Source organism: Seongchinamella unica (genome assembly GCF_004354085.1).
GTDB classification, from domain to species: domain Bacteria; phylum Pseudomonadota; class Gammaproteobacteria; order Pseudomonadales; family Halieaceae; genus Halioglobus; species Halioglobus unicus.
This window is the reverse complement of the sequence record NZ_SMSE01000001.1, coordinates 390,368-410,060: the sequence shown is the minus strand read 5'-3', so window position 1 is coordinate 410,060 and position 19,693 is coordinate 390,368. Positions and strand designations below refer to the sequence as shown.

21 protein-coding genes are annotated in these 19,693 nt (G+C 61.1%); 8 read left to right on the top strand and 13 right to left on the bottom strand.

Annotation, left to right across the window (positions count from 1 at the left end; genetic code table 11):
- Position 1: 1 nt before the first annotated feature.
- Entirely contained in the window at positions 2-727 is a 726-nt protein-coding gene (locus E2F43_RS01885) for a DUF1499 domain-containing protein (RefSeq protein WP_238946700.1), read from the bottom strand.
- 133 nt (positions 728-860) lie between these two features.
- On the opposite strand from E2F43_RS01885, the gene E2F43_RS01880 reads away from it, so the two are divergent.
- Positions 861-1,574: an EthD domain-containing protein gene (locus E2F43_RS01880; RefSeq protein WP_133209177.1), complete on the top strand. Its 714-nt coding sequence runs from the start codon at positions 861-863 to the stop codon at positions 1,572-1,574.
- On the opposite strand, the gene htpX is transcribed toward E2F43_RS01880, so the two are convergent.
- The 5 genes from htpX to E2F43_RS01855 form a co-directional block, all read right to left on the bottom strand.
- Positions 1,575-2,456 carry a protease HtpX gene (htpX, locus tag E2F43_RS01875; protein WP_133209176.1) on the bottom strand — a complete coding sequence of 294 codons (882 nt, stop codon included), beginning with the start codon at positions 2,454-2,456 and terminating at the stop codon, positions 1,575-1,577.
- A 4-nt stretch (positions 2,457-2,460) separates the two neighbouring features.
- On the bottom strand, positions 2,461-2,781 hold the full coding sequence (locus E2F43_RS01870) for a hypothetical protein (protein WP_133209175.1): 321 nt from the start codon (positions 2,779-2,781) through the stop codon (positions 2,461-2,463).
- 74 nt (positions 2,782-2,855) lie between these two features.
- A complete protein-coding gene (locus E2F43_RS01865; RefSeq protein ID WP_133209174.1) occupies positions 2,856-3,566 on the bottom strand; it encodes a J domain-containing protein in 711 nt (236 codons plus the stop codon).
- Positions 3,567-3,574: 8 nt separating this feature from the next.
- Positions 3,575-4,261, bottom strand: coding sequence for a VWA domain-containing protein (locus E2F43_RS01860; RefSeq protein ID WP_133209173.1), 687 nt, complete (start codon positions 4,259-4,261; stop codon positions 3,575-3,577).
- Positions 4,262-4,289: 28 nt separating this feature from the next.
- On the bottom strand, positions 4,290-4,487 hold the full coding sequence (locus E2F43_RS01855; RefSeq protein ID WP_133209172.1) for a hypothetical protein: 198 nt from the start codon (positions 4,485-4,487) through the stop codon (positions 4,290-4,292).
- A gap of 199 nt (positions 4,488-4,686) precedes the next feature.
- Between E2F43_RS01855 and msrA the strand changes: the two genes are divergently transcribed.
- Positions 4,687-5,349, top strand: coding sequence for a peptide-methionine (S)-S-oxide reductase MsrA (msrA, locus tag E2F43_RS01850; protein WP_133209171.1), 663 nt, complete (start codon positions 4,687-4,689; stop codon positions 5,347-5,349).
- Positions 5,350-5,359: 10 nt separating this feature from the next.
- Here msrA and E2F43_RS01845 read toward each other — a convergent pair whose 3' ends face one another.
- A complete protein-coding gene (locus E2F43_RS01845) occupies positions 5,360-5,818 on the bottom strand; it encodes a CBS domain-containing protein (protein WP_133209170.1) in 459 nt (152 codons plus the stop codon).
- 163 nt (positions 5,819-5,981) lie between these two features.
- On the opposite strand from E2F43_RS01845, the gene E2F43_RS01840 reads away from it, so the two are divergent.
- A complete protein-coding gene (locus tag E2F43_RS01840; RefSeq protein WP_133209169.1) occupies positions 5,982-8,447 on the top strand; it encodes a TonB-dependent receptor in 2,466 nt (821 codons plus the stop codon).
- 6 nt (positions 8,448-8,453) lie between these two features.
- On the opposite strand, the gene E2F43_RS01835 is transcribed toward E2F43_RS01840, so the two are convergent.
- Positions 8,454-9,161, bottom strand: a complete 708-nt coding sequence (locus tag E2F43_RS01835; RefSeq protein ID WP_133209168.1) for a 16S rRNA (uracil(1498)-N(3))-methyltransferase — start codon at positions 9,159-9,161, stop codon at positions 8,454-8,456.
- Between the two features lie 4 nt (positions 9,162-9,165).
- Complete coding sequence (gene rimO / locus E2F43_RS01830) at positions 9,166-10,491, bottom strand: 30S ribosomal protein S12 methylthiotransferase RimO (protein ID WP_133209167.1); 1,326 nt, start codon at positions 10,489-10,491, stop codon at positions 9,166-9,168.
- Between the two features lie 198 nt (positions 10,492-10,689).
- Between rimO and E2F43_RS01825 the strand changes: the two genes are divergently transcribed.
- On the top strand, positions 10,690-11,469 hold the full coding sequence (locus tag E2F43_RS01825; protein ID WP_133209166.1) for a crotonase/enoyl-CoA hydratase family protein: 780 nt from the start codon (positions 10,690-10,692) through the stop codon (positions 11,467-11,469).
- Here E2F43_RS01825 and E2F43_RS01820 read toward each other — a convergent pair.
- Positions 11,466-11,969: a DUF2244 domain-containing protein gene (locus tag E2F43_RS01820; protein WP_133209165.1), complete on the bottom strand. Its 504-nt coding sequence runs from the start codon at positions 11,967-11,969 to the stop codon at positions 11,466-11,468. The genes E2F43_RS01825 and E2F43_RS01820 overlap by 4 nt on opposite strands.
- 87 nt (positions 11,970-12,056) lie before the next feature.
- Between E2F43_RS01820 and E2F43_RS01815 the strand changes: the two genes are divergently transcribed.
- The 4 genes from E2F43_RS01815 to E2F43_RS01800 all read left to right on the top strand — a co-directional run bounded on the left by E2F43_RS01815 (position 12,057) and on the right by E2F43_RS01800 (position 16,261).
- Complete coding sequence (locus tag E2F43_RS01815) at positions 12,057-12,866, top strand: sulfurtransferase (protein WP_133209164.1); 810 nt, start codon at positions 12,057-12,059, stop codon at positions 12,864-12,866.
- 94 nt (positions 12,867-12,960) lie between these two features.
- Positions 12,961-14,059, top strand: a protein-coding gene (gene prfB, locus E2F43_RS01810) for a peptide chain release factor 2 (protein ID WP_133209163.1) whose coding sequence is annotated in 2 segments (ribosomal slippage) — positions 12,961-13,035 and positions 13,037-14,059 — 1,098 coding nt in all. Because the reading frame shifts where the segments join, the coding sequence is not laid out codon by codon here.
- Positions 14,060-14,093: 34 nt separating this feature from the next.
- A complete protein-coding gene (lysS, locus tag E2F43_RS01805) occupies positions 14,094-15,587 on the top strand; it encodes a lysine--tRNA ligase (protein WP_133209162.1) in 1,494 nt (497 codons plus the stop codon).
- Between the two features lie 71 nt (positions 15,588-15,658).
- A complete protein-coding gene (locus E2F43_RS01800; RefSeq protein WP_133209161.1) occupies positions 15,659-16,261 on the top strand; it encodes a hypothetical protein in 603 nt (200 codons plus the stop codon).
- Here E2F43_RS01800 and E2F43_RS01795 read toward each other — a convergent pair.
- The 3 genes from E2F43_RS01795 to E2F43_RS01785 are packed head-to-tail and all read right to left on the bottom strand — an operon-like array spanning position 16,209 to position 19,590.
- Positions 16,209-17,741 (bottom strand): sensor histidine kinase, encoded by a 1,533-nt coding sequence (locus E2F43_RS01795; RefSeq protein WP_133209160.1) that lies wholly within the window; start codon positions 17,739-17,741, stop codon positions 16,209-16,211. The genes E2F43_RS01800 and E2F43_RS01795 overlap by 53 nt on opposite strands.
- A gap of 17 nt (positions 17,742-17,758) precedes the next feature.
- Positions 17,759-18,130: a response regulator gene (locus E2F43_RS01790; protein ID WP_133209159.1), complete on the bottom strand. Its 372-nt coding sequence runs from the start codon at positions 18,128-18,130 to the stop codon at positions 17,759-17,761.
- The gene (locus tag E2F43_RS01785; RefSeq protein WP_238946699.1) at positions 18,127-19,590 is read right to left on the bottom strand and encodes an adenylate/guanylate cyclase domain-containing protein; all 1,464 of its coding nucleotides are present in this window, start codon (positions 19,588-19,590) and stop codon (positions 18,127-18,129) included. Before E2F43_RS01785 ends, E2F43_RS01790 begins: the two co-directional genes overlap by 4 nt.
- Positions 19,591-19,693 lie beyond the last annotated feature (103 nt).

Below are 19,693 nucleotides of genomic sequence, written 5' to 3'. Positions count from 1 at the left end.
CTCAGTCCTGTTGCTCGAAGGCCTGAAGGAAATCCCGGATGCGTGCCGCGTTTGCGCCCAGGTCGCTAATGCCTACCCGGGACACAGAACGTAAATCAAGCAGGGTCCCTTCGGCGTTGGTGTTCACTCGAATAACCACATCGTCCTTGAAACCCATGATTGCGGTGGTATCCACCGCTTCGATAACACCGGCGTTGAGATCCTGGTGATATACCTCCCAACCCAGTTCTTCAGCCGTGTCCAGTGCGCGCTCGAAAGCCGTTTCAATGGACTCGCTGGTGACCAGTGTCCGCAGGTCCGGGTAGGCCACGGCCTGCGCCTCCAGTACTTCCGGTTGCAGGGCGAGGCTGTTACTTGCCTCACCGCGGACTTTTCCGGCGGTGACAAACTGCGGTGGGTCCTGCAGGTCGGTGGTAATATCGTGGATGGGTGGATAATCCCCACGACCTGCCAGCAGCGTCAACAGCAACAGGGTGCCGGGTATTGCAAACAGGGCGCGATTTCCAGTGGCTTTGCGCCAGCGCGCGTAGCGCGGCAGTGCCAGCACGACCACGCCAACCAGCAACAGCAGTGCCGAACCGGCGCAGCTGATTGCATACAGCAGCAGGCCCTGCTGCCAGGCGCCGGAGCGCACGGTCAGGACTGCCACCGGGATAGTGACCATCAGGGTGATGGCCAGGTAGCCTATCCAGTTGATAACTGCCGGATTCTTCGCTGTCGCTGTCACTGCTTTCTCCACTGGGGTTGTCGTCGGTATAAGAATACTACCGGTGCCGGGTTCTGGCGAGGCAGTGCGTTGTGGCGCGGGTTGTCTTTTGTTTTACTGGAGCCTCGCCGGATTTTTTCAAGAGTGCGCTATTGTGGAAAAGCTGATTTATCCCCTGTGGAAGCCAGAAACGACCGACAGTGACGGTTTCCGTGATCAGTTGCTCGCCGCCCTGGAGAAACTGGCGGAAAATCCTGCCATCCGCGGACTGCGACTGGCGGTGGCCGACTCTGCGGTTGCCAGCGGCTCCCAGCGGCGTATGGCGGCCACCCGCCCGTTGCCGGATGCCATGGTGTCGGCCTGGCTGGATACTGCCGCAGGGCAGCGTGGTGAGGTCGATGCCTGCCTGGAGGAATGGGTCTCCCGCTTTCACTGTTACCTGGTGACGGAATCCGAACCACTGGTCAATCGCAACCATCCGCCGGGCGATGACGGCCGCGTTCCCGGTATGTGTCACGTGGTTTTCCTGCAACGCCCGCCGCGGCTTTCGGCAAGCGAGTGGCTGTCAATCTGGCTGGAGAGCCATACCGAGGTGGCGATCGACACCCAGTCCACCTTCGGCTACCGGCAGAACGTGATAGTGCGCGGCCTCAGTTATGCGGCACCGCCGCTCGACGCCATGATCGAAGAGAACTTTCCCGAGGCCGCCATGGCTTCCAATCATGCCTTCTATAACGTGGCAGAGGACGATGACGAGGGCCTGGCCCGAAATGCCCAGGCGATGATGGAAAGTGTCGCCCGTTTTATCGATTTTGATCGCATCGATGTGATACCGATGAGCGAATACCTGCTCAAGCCACTGGCCTGATCAGGCTGACTGCAGGGCCCTGATCCGGTCTTCCAGCGGTGGATGGGAGCGCAGCAGGCCACCGATGCCCTGCTTCAGTTGTTCGCTGATACCGAAAGCAGTGAGTTCCCCGGGTAAATCCTGGGGCAGGCCCTGCTCCTCCCTGAGCCGCTGCAGTGCCGCGATCATATGCCGATTGCCCGCCAGCCGGCCGCCGGCGGCATCGGCGCGGAATTCACGCCAGCGGGAGAACCAGAAGACGATCATGCTGGCAAGGAAGCCCAGTACCAGTTCAGTGACAATGGTCACCGCGTAATAGCCCAGGCCGTAGCCGCGCTCGGTCTTGAAGATCACCCTGTCTACCGTGTGGCCGATGACTCGCGCCAGAAACATGACGAAGGTGTTGACGACCCCCTGAATCAGGGTCAGGGTGACCATGTCGCCATTCGCCACATGGCCTATTTCGTGAGCCATGACTGCGCGGGTTTCCTCCGGGCGGAAACGCTGTAACAAGCCTGCGCTTACCGCGAGCAGCGCGGCGTTGCGGTTCCAGCCAGTGGCGAAGGCGTTGGCCGCCTGAGAAGGAAATATCCCCACTTCCGGCATGCCGATACCGGCTTCTTGGGCGAGCTCGCGCACGGTATCCAGCAGCCATTGCTCCTCGCGGTTGCGCGGGGTCTCGATGATGTAGGTGCCGGTGCCTCTTTTGGCCATCCATTTGGATAAAAACAGCGATATCAGCGAACCGCCAAATCCGAACAGGGCGCAGAATACCAGCAAACTCTTCAGGTTCAGGTCGACGCCATTGGCGGCGAGAATGCCCTCCAGCCCCAGCAGGTTGAAGACCGTGCTGAGAAGCACCAGCACCGCCATATTGGTAGCCAGAAACAGTAGTATGCGCATGGTTTCAGTGGGTCTCCTGTGCAGTTGAACCAGCCTCTTCGACCGGTGCGTCAGGCGCCGGTTCCGTGCCCGTCGCCGGCTCTTCCAGGCTGGGAAGGGGGATCTGGCTGGGCTCGATGATCGGCTCACCCCGCTCGGAAAGTTGCGCGGTAACCACCTCACCGCGAAGTTCCGTATCCTTTGCCGACAGCTCAAACAGGATGTTGACCGCCTCATCCTCATGCCTGGTGCGCAAAACGGTTTTCGGCTCGTCACCGCTGAGCCATTGTTTGCGCTTGCCCCAGAAGTGGCCGTGCTGGTTACGAATCACATAAACATCGGTCATTGGATGTTGGTCCTTGCTGAAAAGATGGCGGCAAGTTTAAGCGCTACCCGGACGGGTTGCCAGCGTGTCTGCAGTCAGTCCAGCAGCAGGTCCTTGGCCTGGTTGATCTTGGCCGCCAGGTAGTCGTTGCCACCACGATCCGGATGCAGTTTCTGCATCAGCGTACGGTGGGCGGCGATGATATCCTCCTTGCTGGCGTCATCTTCCAGGCCCAGTACCGCCAGCGCCTCTTTCCTGCTCATGCCACTGCCGGAATCGGGGGGTGGCCGCCTGGCCTCGAAATCCGTTTCGCCGGGAAAGCGCTGTTCCAGGTAACTCTGCAGCAGTTGCGCCGAATCCTCGTCCTCGTTCTGGCAAAAAGCCAGCAGTTCCTGCAACTGGGAGCGGTCCATGTCCGCCAGGCGCCAGCCGGCAAATTGTCCTTTCAGCACCTCGCCGGCAAGTTCGCCGCTGTCGTGGTCCAGCTGCATCGATAGGATCTCGGTAGCCACGGTGGAGCGTTGGCCGCCACCGGTAGAGGCCTGCCCCAGTTTTGAGGCCAGCATTGGGGACAATCGCAGCAGTGCGGGCGCCATCTGGCGCAGTAATACCAGCAGCCCGGTGAGCGCGACGCCAATCCAGTGCATTTTACCGGCAAGGGCGAGCAACACGACTGTCACCAGGACAATGCCCAGTCCGAGCTTGATGTATTCGCTGCGGCGCTTGTGCGGTGGCGCGGCCCGGGCGCGCTTGAACAGGATAAATAGTGTGAAGGCGATAGCCGCCAGCAGGATCAGTCGGGGCACAGTGGCTCTCAGTCTTTAAGTTGCTGGAGCAGCAGTTTAGCACCCTCGGTCCGGTTGCGTTCAAGTGCCTTGACGCCACCAGAAGCGTAGCTGGCCACGGCTCCCAGCAGGGAAGCGAGCGTGCTGGCGCTGCTGCTGTCAAAGCTCGCCCATGCACCCTTGCTCAGTCTGGCCATGCGGGTGAAGCAATCCCGGGCATCGCGCATCTGGCCCTCCTGAAAGATGAACAGCGGGAGCTGGAGCATCCCGCACTGGCCGGCGAGTTGGCACAGGCTATCGGGGTTTTCCTCCAGGGCGTCGCCGATGAAAACCATCGCCCGGAGCCGGTTTTTGCCGTGTTCGGCCAGGGCGTGGCGCAGCAGGCGCTGAATCTGGGTGTGGCCGCCCTCGCAGCTGACCTTGCTCATCTGGCTGGCCAGCGCCCGGGAGTCGGTGGTCCAGGGGCCGGCATGGAAGTCAGCAAAACCGCGGTAGTAGCACAGCTGGACGCAGAGGCTGGTGCTCTCCTGGGTAGCGAGGAACATCTCCTGCTGCAGGTGGCTGGCCCGGTCCCAGGTGGGTTGGCGACTGGCGGTTGCGTCGATTGCGAACAGCAGTCTTGGCTGCCGTTGCCGAACCGTGGCAATGGTCTTGCTTTTGTTCAGGAAACTTGCAATTTCCGTTCGCGACGAACGACGGGAGGGAAGTCGGGCCATATCTGGAGGTGCGCGCCGGGCGCCGCCCTCAGGCGTTGTGGGTAGTGCTGCCCAGTTTACCCATGCGTGACAATTCTGCCAGGTAGCGGCGGCGGGTTGCCAGTTCCTGAATGGCTTGCGTCAGCTGGTCTCGGGACATCCTGGCGTCCTCTTCACTGGTGACTATTTGCCAGAGCTTGCGGCTGCAAAGCTCGCTGGCATCGAATTCATTTGCCTGTAACGTCATTTTTCTCTCTTGTATTCTGTTGCCCGCTGTGAGGAGCAGAGGTGGTAACCTTAAGCAGGTTCCAGCCTAGTCCTTGTATGTGACACCGGTATTACGGATAAGTCTGCGGGGGCCGGTTACTTGAATTTTTCACCGGGAAGGGTGTCTACTCTAGCCCATTAGTCACAGATTGCAACCAGGCTCCCACGCCGGAGGATCCATGTCCCTGTTTGAGATACGAAAGAAACATGCCATGCCCAGCCCCGACAAGGCGTTGCCGGGTCGAACGGAGCCGATGCCCGTGGCCGACACCCACTACGTCAACGGCAATCCCATGCAGGGACCCTGGCCGAAGGGATACCGCAGGGCGATGTTCGGCATGGGCTGCTTCTGGGGTGTGGAGCGGATGTTCTGGCAACTGCCCGGTGTGTATTCAACCGCTGCCGGGTATGCCGCGGGCCTGACGCCCAATCCGACCTACCAGGAGGTTTGTAGCGGACAGACCGGTCACAACGAGGTCGTACAGCTTGTCTTCGATCCCGGGCAGATCAGTTACCGGCAATTGCTGCAAACCTTCTGGGAAGGTCATGACCCCACCCAGGGCATGCGCCAGGGCAATGACATGGGCACCCAGTATCGCTCGGGCATTTACACCTTTGACGATGAACAGGCAGCGCTGGCCACGGCCTCGCTGGAGGAATTCCAGCCGGTTCTGCATGAGGCAGGCTACGGCGACATCACCACGGAAATCCTGCCGGCCCCGACCTTTTACTACGCCGAGGACTACCATCAGCAGTACCTCGCCAAGAATCCGGGAGGGTATTGCGGTTTAGGCGGCACTGGCGTCAGTTGCCCCATCGGCGTGGTCCGGCAGTCCGGATGAGGGACGGGCGCTAGTAACCGTCGTCGAAATCGTCCGCCAGCGGCTCGGCCTGCTCCAACTGTTCCATCAGGTTGATGGCGACAGTAACAAAGTCCGAATCGGTAATAATGCCCACCAGTTCATCGTCCCGGGTCACCGGCAGGCAGCCAAGCCTGTTGTGCATCAAATGCATAGCCGTTCCCCGCAGGCTGGCGTGTTCGTCCACAGTTTGCACCGGCGAGGTCATCACGCTGGAGAGGGCGATGTAGCGTTCCTCCTGTTCTCGGCCTTGCGGGTCGGGAAGTACGCTGGAGTCGGCGGCGGCCAGAACATCCCTTTGTGACACCACGCCGACCAGTATGCCATTGCCGCTGACGATCGGGATGTGGCGAATGTGGTGGTCTGCCATCAGTTTGCGGGCCTGTGCGAGGCTGTCGTCCGGTGACAGGGTGTAGGGCTGGGCGGTCATGATTTCTGCGACGCTTAACATAGTCAGTTACCTGGCGGTTTAAACGATTGTTCCAGTGACAAGATTAGCCCGCCTGGCGCCGGCCTGTGTTGATTCCAGTCAAGATAAGACTTGTCTGCAGGGCGACTTCACCCTATAACAATCAGGAGCATGATCTGCCAATAAATATAAGTAAGAGGTGAGTATGTCCGTGTCTATCCCCCAGCGAACGCGTGGGTTAACCCTGTGCCTTTTTACTGCGCTGACGCCCCTGTCAGCTGTCCCCGCCGTCGCCCAGGATCTTGTGCTGGAAGAGGTCATCGTCACCGCGCGCAAGCGGGTTGAGAGTCTGCAGGAAACACCGGTTGCGGTCACCGCGCTCGGCGCTGCGGCACTGCGCGATGCCGGTGTGCGTAATCTCGCCGACCTCAACCAGGTTGTGCCCAACATCGAAGTGGCGGCCGGAAATGGCAACGCGGGTATCGCCAACGTATACATCCGCGGGGTGGGGCAACGCAACTCCGGCGCCAATATCGATTCCGGGGTGGGTATATACATCGATGGCATGTACCTGGGCCGCCCCGACGGCGCCCTGCTTGACCTCAATGACATACAGTCGGTGCAGGTGCTGCGCGGTCCCCAGGGGACGCTGTTCGGCAAGAACACCACCGGGGGAGCGCTGGTGTTCACCACCAATCCGCCCAATGACGAGTTTGAGGCGAGCATTGGCGGCCGGGTCGGCAACTATGACCGTCTGGATGCGGATTTGATGGTCAATGTGCCGATTACCGGGTCCCTGTTTACCCGCCTGTCGATGGCGAGCCGTTCCCGGGACGGGTACATGGACAACCTGTTCGATGGCAAGGCCTATAACGACGAGGACCGGCAGAATGTGATCTGGCGCACCCGCTGGCTGGTTAGCGAGGACTTTACCCTGGACCTCAACCTGAACTGGGCCCGGACGGACCAGACGGCCCGTCCGCAGAAGTGTCGCAATGTCGAAGGCTACGACGGTTGGCAGGAGGAACTCTTCAACCTGCTGGCGATCACGCCTTCAACCGGGAGGACGCTGGAGGATTACTGTGTCGACGCCGAGCAGGCCGGTGGCGGGGATCCGTACAAGATCATTTCCGACCTCGGCGGGACCTACGAGGTGGAAAACCGGGGAGCTTCCCTGACCGCAGAGTGGGCCCTCGGCGAGGACATTACGCTCAAGAGCATCAGCGGCTGGCGCTACACCGAGGCTGAGCAGAATGACGAACTCGACAACACCGGTATTCCCTTCCTGCACCGGACCAACTCGGTACACCCCTTCAGTACGCCCGCGGAGACGGACCAGTACAGCCAGGAATTCCAGTTGACCGGCGCCGCTTTTGACGACCGCCTGCAATACGTTGCCGGCCTGTACTGGTTTCAGGAGAAGACCGATAACCGGCGCTCAGTGAGTATCCTGGGGCCTTTTGATCCCGCCATTGCCGATACCTTTTTCACCAGTTCCACTGCCAACCTGAAGATTGCCGAGAACGATGCCCTCGCCGTATTCAGCCAGCTGGAATGGGAGTTCAATGACCACTGGCGAGCGACCGTTGGCGTCCGCTACACCGAGGAGGACAGGGAGTTTACCCGCGAGCAATACCTCCCGGATCCCGCAACCCTGGACGCCAATGGCGCACCGGCAATTCCGTTGGGCGGGGGCCTGTATATCGTTAATCGACCCGATTTCGTGTTCAACCCGAACTTTGATTTTGTCCTGGAATCAGCACCCACCGGCAAGGTCTCCAATAACGATGTGACCCCCATGGCAAGCATTCAGTACCTGCTGGGGGAGAACAGCTATATCGACCAGGGCTCCCTGTACCTGACCTACAGCGAGGGTTTCCTTTCCGGCGGCCTGTCCGAGGCACCAAGCGGTGACCTGGAGGAGTTCCAGCCCGAGGAGGTGGAGAACTGGGAGTTTGGTTTCAAGCTCGACCTGCTGGATCGCCGTCTGCGGGTTAACGGCGCGATTTTCAATATGGATTACACCAACCGGCAGCTGACCACGCTGGTTATTAATCCCAACAGCGGCTCGCCGGCCCCGGCGACCATCAACGCCGCCGAGTCGACCATTCGCGGAATTGAACTGGAGACCACCTGGCTGGCGACAGAAAACTGGCTCATCAGCTTCAATGCCACGATTAACGATGGCCAGATCGACGCCTTTGATGATGTGCAGCTGACCCTGGTAGCGGATCCGGTGGTGGCCCCAGGCTGTACCCGTACCTCGCTGACCATCATCGAGGTTGATGAATGCCCCAATGACCGCTCAGACGAGAACCTGCCACGGCTGCCGGAAGAAACCTACATGCTGGCCGCCCAGTACAACTGGGAGTCCGCTATCGGCCTGATCCAGCCCCGGCTGCAGGCCAACTGGAAGTTCGACATCGATTACTGTTTCGATTCCGCCAGCTGCCGCAGCGGCCTGTGGCTGGAGGACAAGCAGTTTGACCTGAACGCGCGCATTGGCTGGGTTTCACCGCAGGGCAAGTGGGAGGGCGCGCTCTACGGTACCAACCTGACGGATGAGGACTACACCATTGGTGGCACCGCGCTGGTGGAATCGTCCGGCTTTGGCGGCTATGTGCCGGCGGCGCCGCGCATGTACGGCCTGGAACTGCAATACAACTTCTGAGACGACTCAGTACAGTCGTCCGAGCAGGGCCGTTACCGCGTTTTCCACCCGGAGAATGCGGGGTCCCAGGCTTACCGGCTCGCAACCCGCGTGCTGCAACTTATCCACTTCGTAGGGGATAAAGCCGCCCTCCGGGCCGATGACCAGCAGCGCCGGAACGGCAACGCCGCGCGGGCACGGTGGATAATCGCCGGGATGTGCCAGTAGCGCCCTGCGCCCCGCGAGCAGGCCCGGCAGATCATCCTCGACAAAGGGTTTGAACCGCCGGTGGCAGGAAACGGCAGGCACAACTGTGTCCCGCGACTGTTCCAGGCCCTGCAGCAGGTACTCGTGCACGTTGCTTTCCTTCAGCACAGGGGTTTGCCAGAAGCTCTTCTCCACCCGGTAAGTGTTGATCAGGTGCAGTTCGCCAACACCCAGCTCCGCCACCGTGCGCAGGATGCGGCGCAACATTTTTGGCCGGGGCAGGGCCACCACCAGGGTCAGCGGGATTTTTTCAGGGGGCGGCTGGTCCAGTACCGGGTCCAGCAGCGCCCGATGGCTGTCGATACTGACAATCCGTGCGCTGCCGATCATGCCGTTTATCCGGCCCACCCGCACGTCTTCGCCAACCGTCTTGCCGTGTATTTGCCGCAGGTGCTGCAGTCGCGGGCCGGTGATATGCAACAGGCCGTCGTCGCTGCGGTCCTGCTCGGTAAATAACAGCAGATTCAAGCGCTCAACCCGCCCACAGGTCGTACTCGTCGGCACCGGTAACCGTGGCCTTGACCAGATCGCCGGGTTTCAGGCCAGTGGCGCCATCGAGAAAGACTTTACCGTCGATCTCCGGGGCATCGGCAGGGGAACGACCAATGGCCCCGTCGGAGTCGACCTCATCGATGAGGATCTCGATATCGCGCCCGACTTTCTGCTGCAGCCGGGCACTGCTGATCTCCTGTTGCAGGGCCATGAAACGCTCCCAGCGTTCCTGTTTGAGCACTTCCGGTACCTGGTCGGGCAGGTCGTTGGCTTTAGCGCCCTTGACCGGGGAATACTGGAAGCAGCCCACCCGATCCAGCTGTGCCTCTCGCAGGAAGTCCAGCAGGATCTCGAAGTCCTGCTCGGTCTCGCCGGGGAAGCCGACAATAAACGTGCTGCGCAGGGTGATATCCGGGCAGATCGATCGCCAGGCCTGGATACGCTCCAGGGATTTTTCCGCCGCTGCCGGGCGCTTCATTCGCAGGAGCACCTCAGGGCTGCCATGCTGAAAGGGTACGTCAAGGTAAGGCAGAATCCTGCCGTCGGCCATGAGCGGAACGACCTTGTCCACGTGGGGATAGGGATAGACATAGTGCAACCTGACCCACACCCCGAACTCCGCCAGGGCTTCGCACAGTTGCTGCATGTGGGTTTTCAGCGGTCGGCCGTTCCAGAAGCCGGTACGAAACCGGGTATCGACACCGTAGGCGCTGGTGTCCTGGGAGATTACCAGCAGTTCCCTCACCCCGGCCCTGACCAGGCGTTCGGCTTCTTCCATCACATCACCGATGGGCCTGCTCACCAGGTCACCGCGCATATCCGGAATAATGCAGAAGCTGCAGCGATGATTACAGCCCTCGGAAATCTTCAGGTAGGCATAGTGGCGCGGCGTGAGCTTGACCCCCTGTGGCGGAACCAGGTCGGTGTAGGGGTCGTGATTGATCACCGGGGGCACATATTCGTGGACCGCGCCCACCACTTCTTCGTAGGCGGCGGGACCGCTGACTGCCAGCACCTTGGGGTGCAACTTCCGGATGATGCTGGCGTCGTCGCCCTTGCCCATGCAGCCGGTGACAATCACCCTGCCGTTTTCGCTGATGGCCTCGCCGATGGCATCCAGTGATTCCTGCTTGGCGCTGTCGATAAAGCCGCAGGTGTTGACCACCACGACCTCGGCATCCTCGTAGCTTGGTACGATGTCGTATCCGTCCAGTTTCAACTGGGTGAGGATGCGTTCGGAATCTACCAGCGCCTTGGGGCAGCCAAGGCTGATAAAGCCGACTTTGTTGCTTGCAGGTTGTTTCATGGCAGGGGCTGCCTCCAGCGAAGTGGGGGCGCATTGTACCGCAGCGTGTGGGCGCTGTGCCAAGTGCAGCAGGGCAGTGTTATGCCCGCGCCCTGGCCACGACAGCAGGCCCCGCGCCCGCCCGGGTTTCTCCCGCCGCCGTATTGTGCCTCGCCATCGCTCTCCCTACACTGATTGTTTTTGTGCCGGAGATTCAGCATGAACATCAGCGTTGAAAAACAGGGCAGGGTGACAGTGATCACCCTGGCGCGACCCGAGGTTCGCAATGCGGTGGACGGCGCGACCGCCCGGGCCCTGGCGGGGGCGTTTACCGCCTTCGATGCCGACCCCGACAGTGACGTGGCCGTCTTCCATGGCGCCAATGGCACCTTCTGCGCGGGTGCTGACCTGAAGGCACTGGCGTCCCAGACGGGTGCGAATGCTCTTTCAGAGGAAGGCGACGGGCCGATGGGTCCCTCCCGTATGTTACTGGACAAGCCGGTAATCGCCGCGGTCGCCGGCCATGCGGTGGCGGGTGGTCTGGAGCTGGCTCTCTGGTGTGACCTGCGGGTGGTTGAGGAAACTGCCGTTATGGGCGTGTTCTGCCGCCGCTGGGGAGTGCCGCTGATCGATGGCGGCACGGTGCGACTGCCGCGGCTGATCGGCCATAGCCGGGCGCTGGACCTCATTCTAACCGGTCGCCCGGTAGCGGCTTCGGAGGCGCTGGCCATGGGCCTGGCGAACCGGGTGGTCGCCGAGGGGGAGGCGTTACAGGCCGCCCTGGACCTGGCACAGCAGTTGTCCGCCTTCCCCCAGAACTGCCTGCGCTCTGATCGCCTCAGTGCCTATCGGCAGTGGGACATGGACTTGAGCACGGCAATGGCCAATGAATTCCGCCAGGGGCTGGAGGTGATCGCATCGCAGGAAACGGTGGCTGGGGCCCGGCGCTTTGCCGCAGGTGCAGGGCGCCACGGCGACTTCGGCGATCTCGGCGACTAGAAGCTACGGCCCTGTCGCGGGCTGGCGCTGTCGACCCGCAGTTCGCCGCGCAGCAGGGTGATCAACTCCCGCGCGTCGGCAGGGCTCAGGAATTCCCCGATACCCACGCTCTCCCGGCTGTCGTGCACGGCCAGCTCCGGGCTCTCCCAGGGGTGTCTTTGCGGGATAATGCTCAGCCCGGTGCGCTGGCGAGCGAACCGCCAGCACTGTTTAGGGTGGTAGTGACCTTTCTCGATCTGCACGCTGTCCTCACTGAGGGTGATCACGTGTCGATACTGAAGCTTCCAGTTCACGTAATAAAGCGCACCGGCCAGGGCCAGGAGTTCCAGTCCTGCAAAGGGCAGGATGGGCCAGGCGCCCAGCGCGGTGAAGCCGATCGCCGCACCCAGGGAAGGCACCGAGATAGCCAGGAGGGCGTAAAGGTTCGCCCGCCAGCTGGAAGAGTGGTTGGGGCGGGCGATAATCATCAGTTTGCCGGGCTCGCGGTTGCTGGTGACCACAGCAGGTTCCTCCTGTCGAAACGCCAGTGTAGTGAAAAACGCGATACTCGCCTACTATCGTAGGGATTGTGTCCAGGCGGAACTGCCATGTCCTACGAGCAACAGTTAATTGAAGCCGAGGCCCTGCGGGAGGCCGAAAACGTGGTTGTTGTGGACTGCCGCTTTTCTCTCAAAGACCCGGATGCCGGCAGGGCTGCCTACGAGGCCGGGCACATTCCCGGTGCCTGTTACCTGGACCTCAACAGGGATCTTTCTTCGCCGGTTCAGGCGCACGGGGGGCGCCATCCGCTACCGGATGCAGCGACCCTGGCCAGGACCCTGGCAGACTGCGGTATCGGCCCGCAGACTGCCGTGGTTGCCTATGACGACTCCGGGTTCGCCTTCGCTGCACGCCTGTGGTGGCTGCTGCGCAGCCTGGGCTACCGCTCGCCGCGACTGCTCAACGGCGGGTATGCCGCCTGGCTGCAGGCCGGTGGCGAAGTGGAGCAGGGGGTGAGCCGCCCGGTTGCCGTCGGCGATATCTGTGTGGATGCCCGGCTACGGGGTTCTTGCGATATCGATGGTCTGGCGCAGTTGCAGGGCGCGGGTGCACTACTGGTAGATTCAAGGGAACCGCGCCGCTATCAAGGGCTGGAAGAGCCGATCGACCCGGTCGCTGGCCATATTCCCGGCGCAGTCAATCATCCCTGGCAGGGGGTCACCGACGAAGCCGGTCGAGCCCTGGATGAGGCGGGCCAGCGCGCCCACTGGGGCAGCACACTCGATGCCCCGGAGCTGGTCGTTTATTGCGGCTCGGGGGTGACCGCCTGCGTCAACCTGTTTTCGCTGGCCTTGCTGGGGCGTGATGACGCCACCTTATACGCAGGCAGCTGGAGTGACTGGTGCAGTTACCTGTAAGCGGCGCCCGTGAGCGAGGCAGGTAATATTCGGGCTAGGCCCGGGCCGCTGGCTACGTTAAAATGCGCGCCCTTGAAATAAAGCGGGCCGGACAATGCTTGAAATCAACCCCCTGATACAGACCCTGAAAGACATTGAAGCGCGCACCGACGTGCTTAGGGGGTATCTTTGACTTTGCCAATCGTAAGGAACGGCTGGCGGAGGTAGAGCTGGAGCTGGCAGAGCCCAGCGTATGGGAAGACCCCACCCGCGCCCAGGAGCTGGGGCGCGAGCGCGCCGCGCTGGAAACGGTGGTGCACACGATCGAAAAACTGGACAGCGGCGCCGCTGATGCCGGTGACCTGCTGGAAATGGCCGCCGCCGAGGATGACGAGGACACGGTTGCCGAAGTCAGCGGTGAAATCGATGCCCTGGTGGCCCAGCTGGAACGGCTGGAGTTCCGGCGTATGTTTGATGGCGAAATGGACGCCAACAACGCCTTTCTTGATATCCAGGCCGGCTCCGGCGGCACCGAGGCACAGGACTGGGCTGAGATGCTGCTGCGCATGTACTTGCGCTGGGCCGATGCCAAGGGTTTCAAGGCCGAGTTGGTGGAATGCAGTGCCGGCGATGTGGCCGGCATCAAGAGCGCCACAATTTTTATCGAGGGTGAATACGCTTTCGGCTGGCTGCGTACCGAGATTGGCGTACACCGACTGGTGCGCAAGTCACCCTTCGATTCCGGCAACCGTCGCCATACCTCGTTTACCGCGGTATTCGTCTCGCCGGAGATCGATGACAACATTGAAATCGAGGTCGATCCCTCGGACGTGCGGACTGATACCTACCGCGCCTCCGGTGCCGGTGGCCAGCACGTTAACAAAACTGACTCGGCGGTGCGCCTGACCCATGAGCCCAGCGGTATCGTGGTGCAGTGCCAGAGTGAGCGCTCCCAGCACCAGAACCGTGACAAAGCCTGGAAAATGCTGCGGGCCAAACTGTACGAACAGGAAATGATGAAGCGCCAGGAAGCGGCCCAGGCCACTGAGGACAGCAAGTCTGACATCGGCTGGGGCAGCCAGATTCGCTCCTACGTGCTGGATGACTCCCGAGTCAAGGACCTGCGCACCGGCGTGGAGACCAGCAATACCCAGGCGGTGCTGGACGGCAGCATCGACCAGTTTATCGAGGCCTCGCTGAAAAGCGGGTTGTGAAGCCCCGCCCCAGTGAACAGCAGAGAAGCGATTAATGAGTGAACAGGACCAGTCTCCGGACGCCCAGGACGAGAACAAGCTGATAGCCGAACGGCGTGCCAAGCTGGACGCGATCCGGGAGAAGCGCAATGCGTTCCCCAATGACTTCCGGCGCACGGCGGAAGCGGGGCAACTGCAACAGCAGTATGGTCAGTGCTCCAAGGAGGAGCTCGAGGCAGCGGACAGGCATTTTTCGGTTGCCGGCCGCCTGATACGCAACCGTGGGGCGTTTCTGCTGATCCAGGATGGCTCCGACCAGATCCAGCTGTACGTTAACCGCAAGGGGCTGGATGCTGATGCCCTGGCCGAGATCAAGGGCTGGGACCTCGGTGATATCGTCGCCGCCAGCGGCCCGCTGCACAAGTCGGGCAAGGGCGACCTGTACATCAATATGGAAGAGGCACGGCTGTTGACCAAGGCGCTGCGCCCCCTGCCAGACAAGTACCACGGCCTTGCTGACCAGGAGATGCGCTATCGCCAGCGCTACGTGGACCTGATCGTTAACGAACAGGCCCGCGCGGTGTTCCGCACTCGCTCGCGCATTATTGCCTTCATCCGTGACTACATGATGGATCGCGGCTTCATGGAGGTGGAAACTCCCATGATGCAGGTTATTCCCGGTGGCGCCGCTGCCAGGCCATTTGTCACGCATCACAATGCGCTAGACCAGGACATGTACCTGCGTATCGCTCCCGAGCTCTATCTCAAGCGGCTGACCGTGGGCGGCTTCGAACGGGTGTTCGAAATCAATCGCAGCTTCCGCAACGAGGGTCTGTCGACCCGGCATAATCCCGAATTCACCATGCTGGAATTTTACTGGGCCTACGCCGCTTTTGAGGATGCCATGGACCTCACCGAGGACATGTTGCGCAAGCTGACCGGGGAAGTACTGGGCGGCACTACTGTGGAGTACCAGGGCAACAGCTACGATTTCTCCAGACCCTTTGCACGCCTGTCGGTGTTCGACGCCGTACTGCACTACAACCCGGATATCAGCGCCGGCCAGCTGGCCGATGAAAGCGCAGCCCGGGACATCGCCCGCGGCCTGGGCATTGAGCTGAAGGACAGCTGGGGGCTGGGCAAGGTCCAGATCGAAATTTTCGAAAAGACCGTCGAGCATCGACTGGATCAGCCCACCTTTATTACCCACTATCCGACCGAAGTCTCGCCCCTGTCGCGGCGCAATGATGACGATCCCTTTGTCACCGATCGCTTCGAGTTCTTCATTGCCGGTCGCGAGTTGGCCAATGGTTTTTCCGAGCTCAACGATGCCGAGGACCAGGCGGAGCGTTTTCTTGCCCAGGTGGCGGAGAAGGATGCCGGAGACGACGAGGCCATGCACTACGACGCGGACTATATTCGCGCCCTGGAGTATGGCCTGCCGCCAACGGTAGGAGAGGGTATAGGCATCGACCGACTGGTCATGTTCCTGACTGACTCCCCCTCTATCAGGGATGTGCTGCTGTTCCCGCATATGCGACCTGAGTAACAATTTCCGGGGTGCTCAGGACGCTGCGAATAGGCTACACTCTGGTTTTTACCGAGATAGAGGAAGCGTCCTTGCTCCCACGTTCCCTGTTGCGACCCGGCCTGCTGTCCCTGCTGTTGTTGCTGCAGGCCTGCGTCCAGGCCCCGACGGAGCCTCAGTCACCGGAGGACACGGTCGTCACCAGCAATAGGGTGGAGGAGGTGCCGGAAATAATCCTTAACCTGCCCGATGGCACTACCTGCGCCTGTGAGGAGGAAATCGAGGCAGACTATACCTTTCTCGAAAAAGGCTTCGTCTCCATGGCCAGGGGCGATCACGAAGAAGCCCTGGAATATTTCAGTCGCTACCGGCGCCTGGAATCCTCGCCGGCGGCAGACTGGGAGGCGGCCATCGCCATCGCCTTCATAAAATCCCTGGGCGACAGTCCCTATCACGATGCCGAGGAGGCACGTAAGAGTTACCGCGAACTGGTCAAGGAGGACTGGCAGTCAATGCAGCTGCACGAACAGACGTTGCTGCTGCGCCAGTCGCTGGAGAACTTTCGCGACATGGATCGGGAAATCGCCGGCCTGAAGGCAGCTAACAGGAGCCTGAGGGAGGACCTGAAAAAGCGCGAGGAGGCTATCCAGCGCCTTCGAGAGCTAACTCTGGGTCAGCCGGCAGTAACACAGTGAAGGTAGAGCCGACGCCCGGAGTGCTGTCCACCCGGATATTACCACCCATCAGTTCGCAATAATCCCGACAGATAGCAAGTCCCAGGCCGGTGCCGCCGTAGTTGGCGCTGGTGGAGGCGTCTGCCTGCACGAAGGCCTCAAACACCTGTTTCTGCTGCTCCTTGTCCATGCCGATGCCGGTATCCTCGACGGCAATTTCCACCCAGCCCCGATTGTCTTCCCGTTCCCTTGCCGTGACTCTGAGCCGGCCGTTCTCGGTAAACTTGCAGGCGTTACTGAGCAGATTGGTAAATACCTGGCGGAATTTGGCCGCGTCGTTATAGAGGGTGGGCAGTCCGGAGAAACCTGACTTTTCCAGGCTGTTGTTGCGGTCCCGCAACTGGGGCGTGATGGCATCACAAGCCTGCTCCAGCAAATCACCGGGCTGGAAGGTTTCGCAGTGCAGGACCATCTTGCCGGTTTCAATCTTGGAGAGATCCAGGATGTTGTTAATCAGGCTCAGCAACTGGCGCCCGGAGCGAATGATCTTATCCAGATCCTGCTGGAACTGGGCCCGGTCCACTTCGCTTTCGTCGGAGAGCTCATCGTGCAGCATCTCCGAGTAGCCAATGATGGCATTCAGTGGCGTACGCAATTCGTGGGAAACATTGGCCAGGAACATGCTCTTGGCCGCACTGGCTTCGTCTGCCGCATCCCGGGCCTTGCTGACGTCGTACATGGCGTTGCGCAGCTTTTCCGACATGTCGTTGAAGGCGTTGGCGAGATCCCCTAGCTCACCGGTATCATCGATGTTATCGATCCGGTAGTTGAGATCGCCACTGCCGATTCTCTCGGTGCCCCGCTTGAGGTGCTTCAGTGAGCGATTGGTGTAGCGCACCAGGAAAAACCCCAGGGTCGCGGTGAGGAAGATGGAGGCGATAAAGCCGATTACCGTGATTCTGTCGGTCAGGGCAATGGTGCGGTCGATGATATTGGCCCGCTGCATGGCGATGAATGCCTGGCGCTGCTCCAGCTCCTTCAGTCGCTGACTGGCCTGGATATAGGGCACGGGATCGTCGACGTCGGATTTGAACTCCGGGTCATTGTAATTCTGGTAAAACCGGGTCCAGTCATCCAGCAGTGCGTTGCTGCTTTCCAGCAGGCGGTCGTAGTGCAGGCGGGTCACATCGTGGCTCAGCTTCCCCAGTTCCCTGATCCGCAGGCGAATAGCGTCCAGCTGTGTCTCTGCCTGCAGCGACTCGTCGGCGTCCAGCTGGTCACCGGTGTTGGCGCGGATGGTGGAAAGAACCAGGATGGTCTGGCGCTGGTCATTGAGCAGCCCTTCGACCTCGGTGGACAGCTGGGCGGCGGTGACCGAACTGCGGTAGGCCTCCATGCTTTCGTTTCGGGCGTAACTGCCCCAGAAGTGGGTGCCCACGTTGATGGCGAACAACATCAGAATGGTCACCAGGGAGAGGGTCAGGCGGCGGCGTAAGCTCATGCGTGGATGGGGCGTCCTCAGCGCTGGCCGGTGAGTTTTTCGATCTTGATCAGCAGCCCGGGAAAATCAACGGGCTTGGTGGCGTAGTCATCGCATCCCGCGTCCAGTGCTGCGAGCCGGTCCGCATCGGATGCATGTGCGGTCAGGGCAATAATGGGTATATGACTGATGCTGGCGTCTTCCCGGGCCTGGCGGCAGGCAGTCCAGCCGTCCATCACCGGGAGATTCATGTCCATCAGCACCACCGCCGGTTGTTGCTGGCGCATGAAGTCCAGTGCCTGCTGTCCATCGCCGGCGGACATGACCTCCAGCCCGGCCCGGGTAAGTCGCCGTATGAGCATGTCCCGGTTGAGCTCGTTGTCCTCGACCAGCAGGATCTTTCCGCTCATGGCGCGCACTCCAGAATCTGGTGGACCTGCAGTAACTCGTCGATGCCCTTGACCTTCAGTTCGCGGCATTCGCCGGTACAGTAGTCACCCTTGAGTGACTCGAGGGTGCTGTCGGCGATGAGGATCTCGCCACCGGCGGTCACATCCTCGATGCGCGAGGTAACGTTCATCGGGTGGCCGACAAAACCGTACTTGCTGCGTCGCTCAGAGCCGATGTTGCCAGCGATCACATCGCCGGTGTTGAGCGCGATACCGGTACTGATTTCCGGCAGGCCGTCTTCCCGGTTGAGCCGGTTGATCTCCTCCATGGCCGCCTGCATTTCCAGGGCGCACTGCACTGCCCGGTCGGCATCGTCGTCTCGTCGCATGGGCGCGCCGAACACGGCCAGAATGGCGTCGCCGATAAATTCGTCGATGGTGCCCTGGTGAGCCATGATAATGTCGGTCATTGCTCCCAGGTAGCGGTTGATCAGGGTAACCACCTGGGCGGGAGCGAGCTGCTCGCTGAGCGAGGTGAAGCCGCGTATGTCCGACATCATGATGGTGACCCGGCGCAGGTCGCCGCCCAGTTCCAGGCCCTCAGGGCGTTCGAGAATGTCGGTGACAATTTCGTCGGAGAGATAGCGCCCAAAGGTTGCGCGAATAAACTTTTCGTTACGCTCCAGCTGCTGCCGGTAAAGCTCCTCCCGGTCATGCCAGCGCTTGCGTTCGATACCGGCCTTGATCCGGGCCTGCAGCAGCACCGGATTAAAGGGCTTGAACAGGTAGTCATCGGCGCCGGCCTCAATGCACTCGATGATGCCCTCCATATCCTGGCTGCCGGATATGACGATCACCGGCGTGGCCCGCCACTCGGGGTGCTCCTTGATGCGCCGCAATACCTCCCTGCCATCCATATCCGGCATCACCAGGTCCAGCAGCACGACATCGACATCGGCCTGATTCAGGGTGCGCAGCGCTTCCTCGCCACCGGCGGCGGTGACCACGATGTGGCCTGACCGTGACAGGTAACGGGCGACCAGCTCGCGGTTTTCCTGCAGGTCGTCTACCGCCAGGATAAAACCCGGCTCTGAGGTGATATTGCGGTGGTCCTGGCTGGCGGGTTCCGGGGCATCGCCGCTATTGGCCGCCTGGGTGGCCTTGAGCAAGCGGGTGAGGGCGGCGTCCAGCTCTGTGTGCTCGGCGGCGAGGTCCTCCCGCAGCATTTCGCCATATCCGCGAATCGCCGAGAGTACGTTCATCAGGTCATGCCGGTCCGGCGACTCCTGCTGCAGCAGGGCATCCAGCCGTGCGGAGCCTTCAAACAGGTGGGAGAAATCGTCGCGGACCCCGTCGTCGAGATGGCTCTCCAGTGGAAGATAGAGCTCTCGCAGCTCGGCCATTGCACGCAACAGCAAATCGCTCCACAGGGTGGTGCTTTGACTGGGGCCGGTGGTCACGGTGGAGCAGTGTCCTCTCATGTATTTCCAGCACCGAGTATAACGAGGTCAACAGGATTGTGGGAAATGGGATTTCGTTCGTCTAAAAGGATAGAGCGAATTGCCGGCGAGCGCGATTTTTGCT

What these genes read in the sequence shown, in the direction of transcription:
- msrA (WP_133209171.1), top strand. Translation starts at nt 4,687, where the DNA reads ATGTCCCTGTTTGAGATACGAAAGAAACATGCCATGCCCAGCCCCGAC.
- htpX (WP_133209176.1), bottom strand. Translation starts at nt 2,456, where the DNA reads ATGCGCATACTACTGTTTCTGGCTACCAATATGGCGGTGCTGGTGCTT.
- E2F43_RS01860 (WP_133209173.1), bottom strand. Translation starts at nt 4,261, where the DNA reads ATGGCCCGACTTCCCTCCCGTCGTTCGTCGCGAACGGAAATTGCAAGT.
- E2F43_RS01845 (WP_133209170.1), bottom strand. Translation starts at nt 5,818, where the DNA reads ATGTTAAGCGTCGCAGAAATCATGACCGCCCAGCCCTACACCCTGTCA.
- E2F43_RS01855 (WP_133209172.1), bottom strand. Translation starts at nt 4,487, where the DNA reads ATGACGTTACAGGCAAATGAATTCGATGCCAGCGAGCTTTGCAGCCGC.
- E2F43_RS01795 (WP_133209160.1), bottom strand. Translation starts at nt 17,741, where the DNA reads ATGAGCTTACGCCGCCGCCTGACCCTCTCCCTGGTGACCATTCTGATG.
- E2F43_RS01790 (WP_133209159.1), bottom strand. Translation starts at nt 18,130, where the DNA reads ATGAGCGGAAAGATCCTGCTGGTCGAGGACAACGAGCTCAACCGGGAC.
- lysS (WP_133209162.1), top strand. Translation starts at nt 14,094, where the DNA reads ATGAGTGAACAGGACCAGTCTCCGGACGCCCAGGACGAGAACAAGCTG.
- rimO (WP_133209167.1), bottom strand. Translation starts at nt 10,491, where the DNA reads ATGAAACAACCTGCAAGCAACAAAGTCGGCTTTATCAGCCTTGGCTGC.
- E2F43_RS01870 (WP_133209175.1), bottom strand. Translation starts at nt 2,781, where the DNA reads ATGACCGATGTTTATGTGATTCGTAACCAGCACGGCCACTTCTGGGGC.
- E2F43_RS01785 (WP_238946699.1), bottom strand. Translation starts at nt 19,590, where the DNA reads ATGAGAGGACACTGCTCCACCGTGACCACCGGCCCCAGTCAAAGCACC.
- E2F43_RS01825 (WP_133209166.1), top strand. Translation starts at nt 10,690, where the DNA reads ATGAACATCAGCGTTGAAAAACAGGGCAGGGTGACAGTGATCACCCTG.
- E2F43_RS01840 (WP_133209169.1), top strand. Translation starts at nt 5,982, where the DNA reads ATGTCCGTGTCTATCCCCCAGCGAACGCGTGGGTTAACCCTGTGCCTT.
- E2F43_RS01815 (WP_133209164.1), top strand. Translation starts at nt 12,057, where the DNA reads ATGTCCTACGAGCAACAGTTAATTGAAGCCGAGGCCCTGCGGGAGGCC.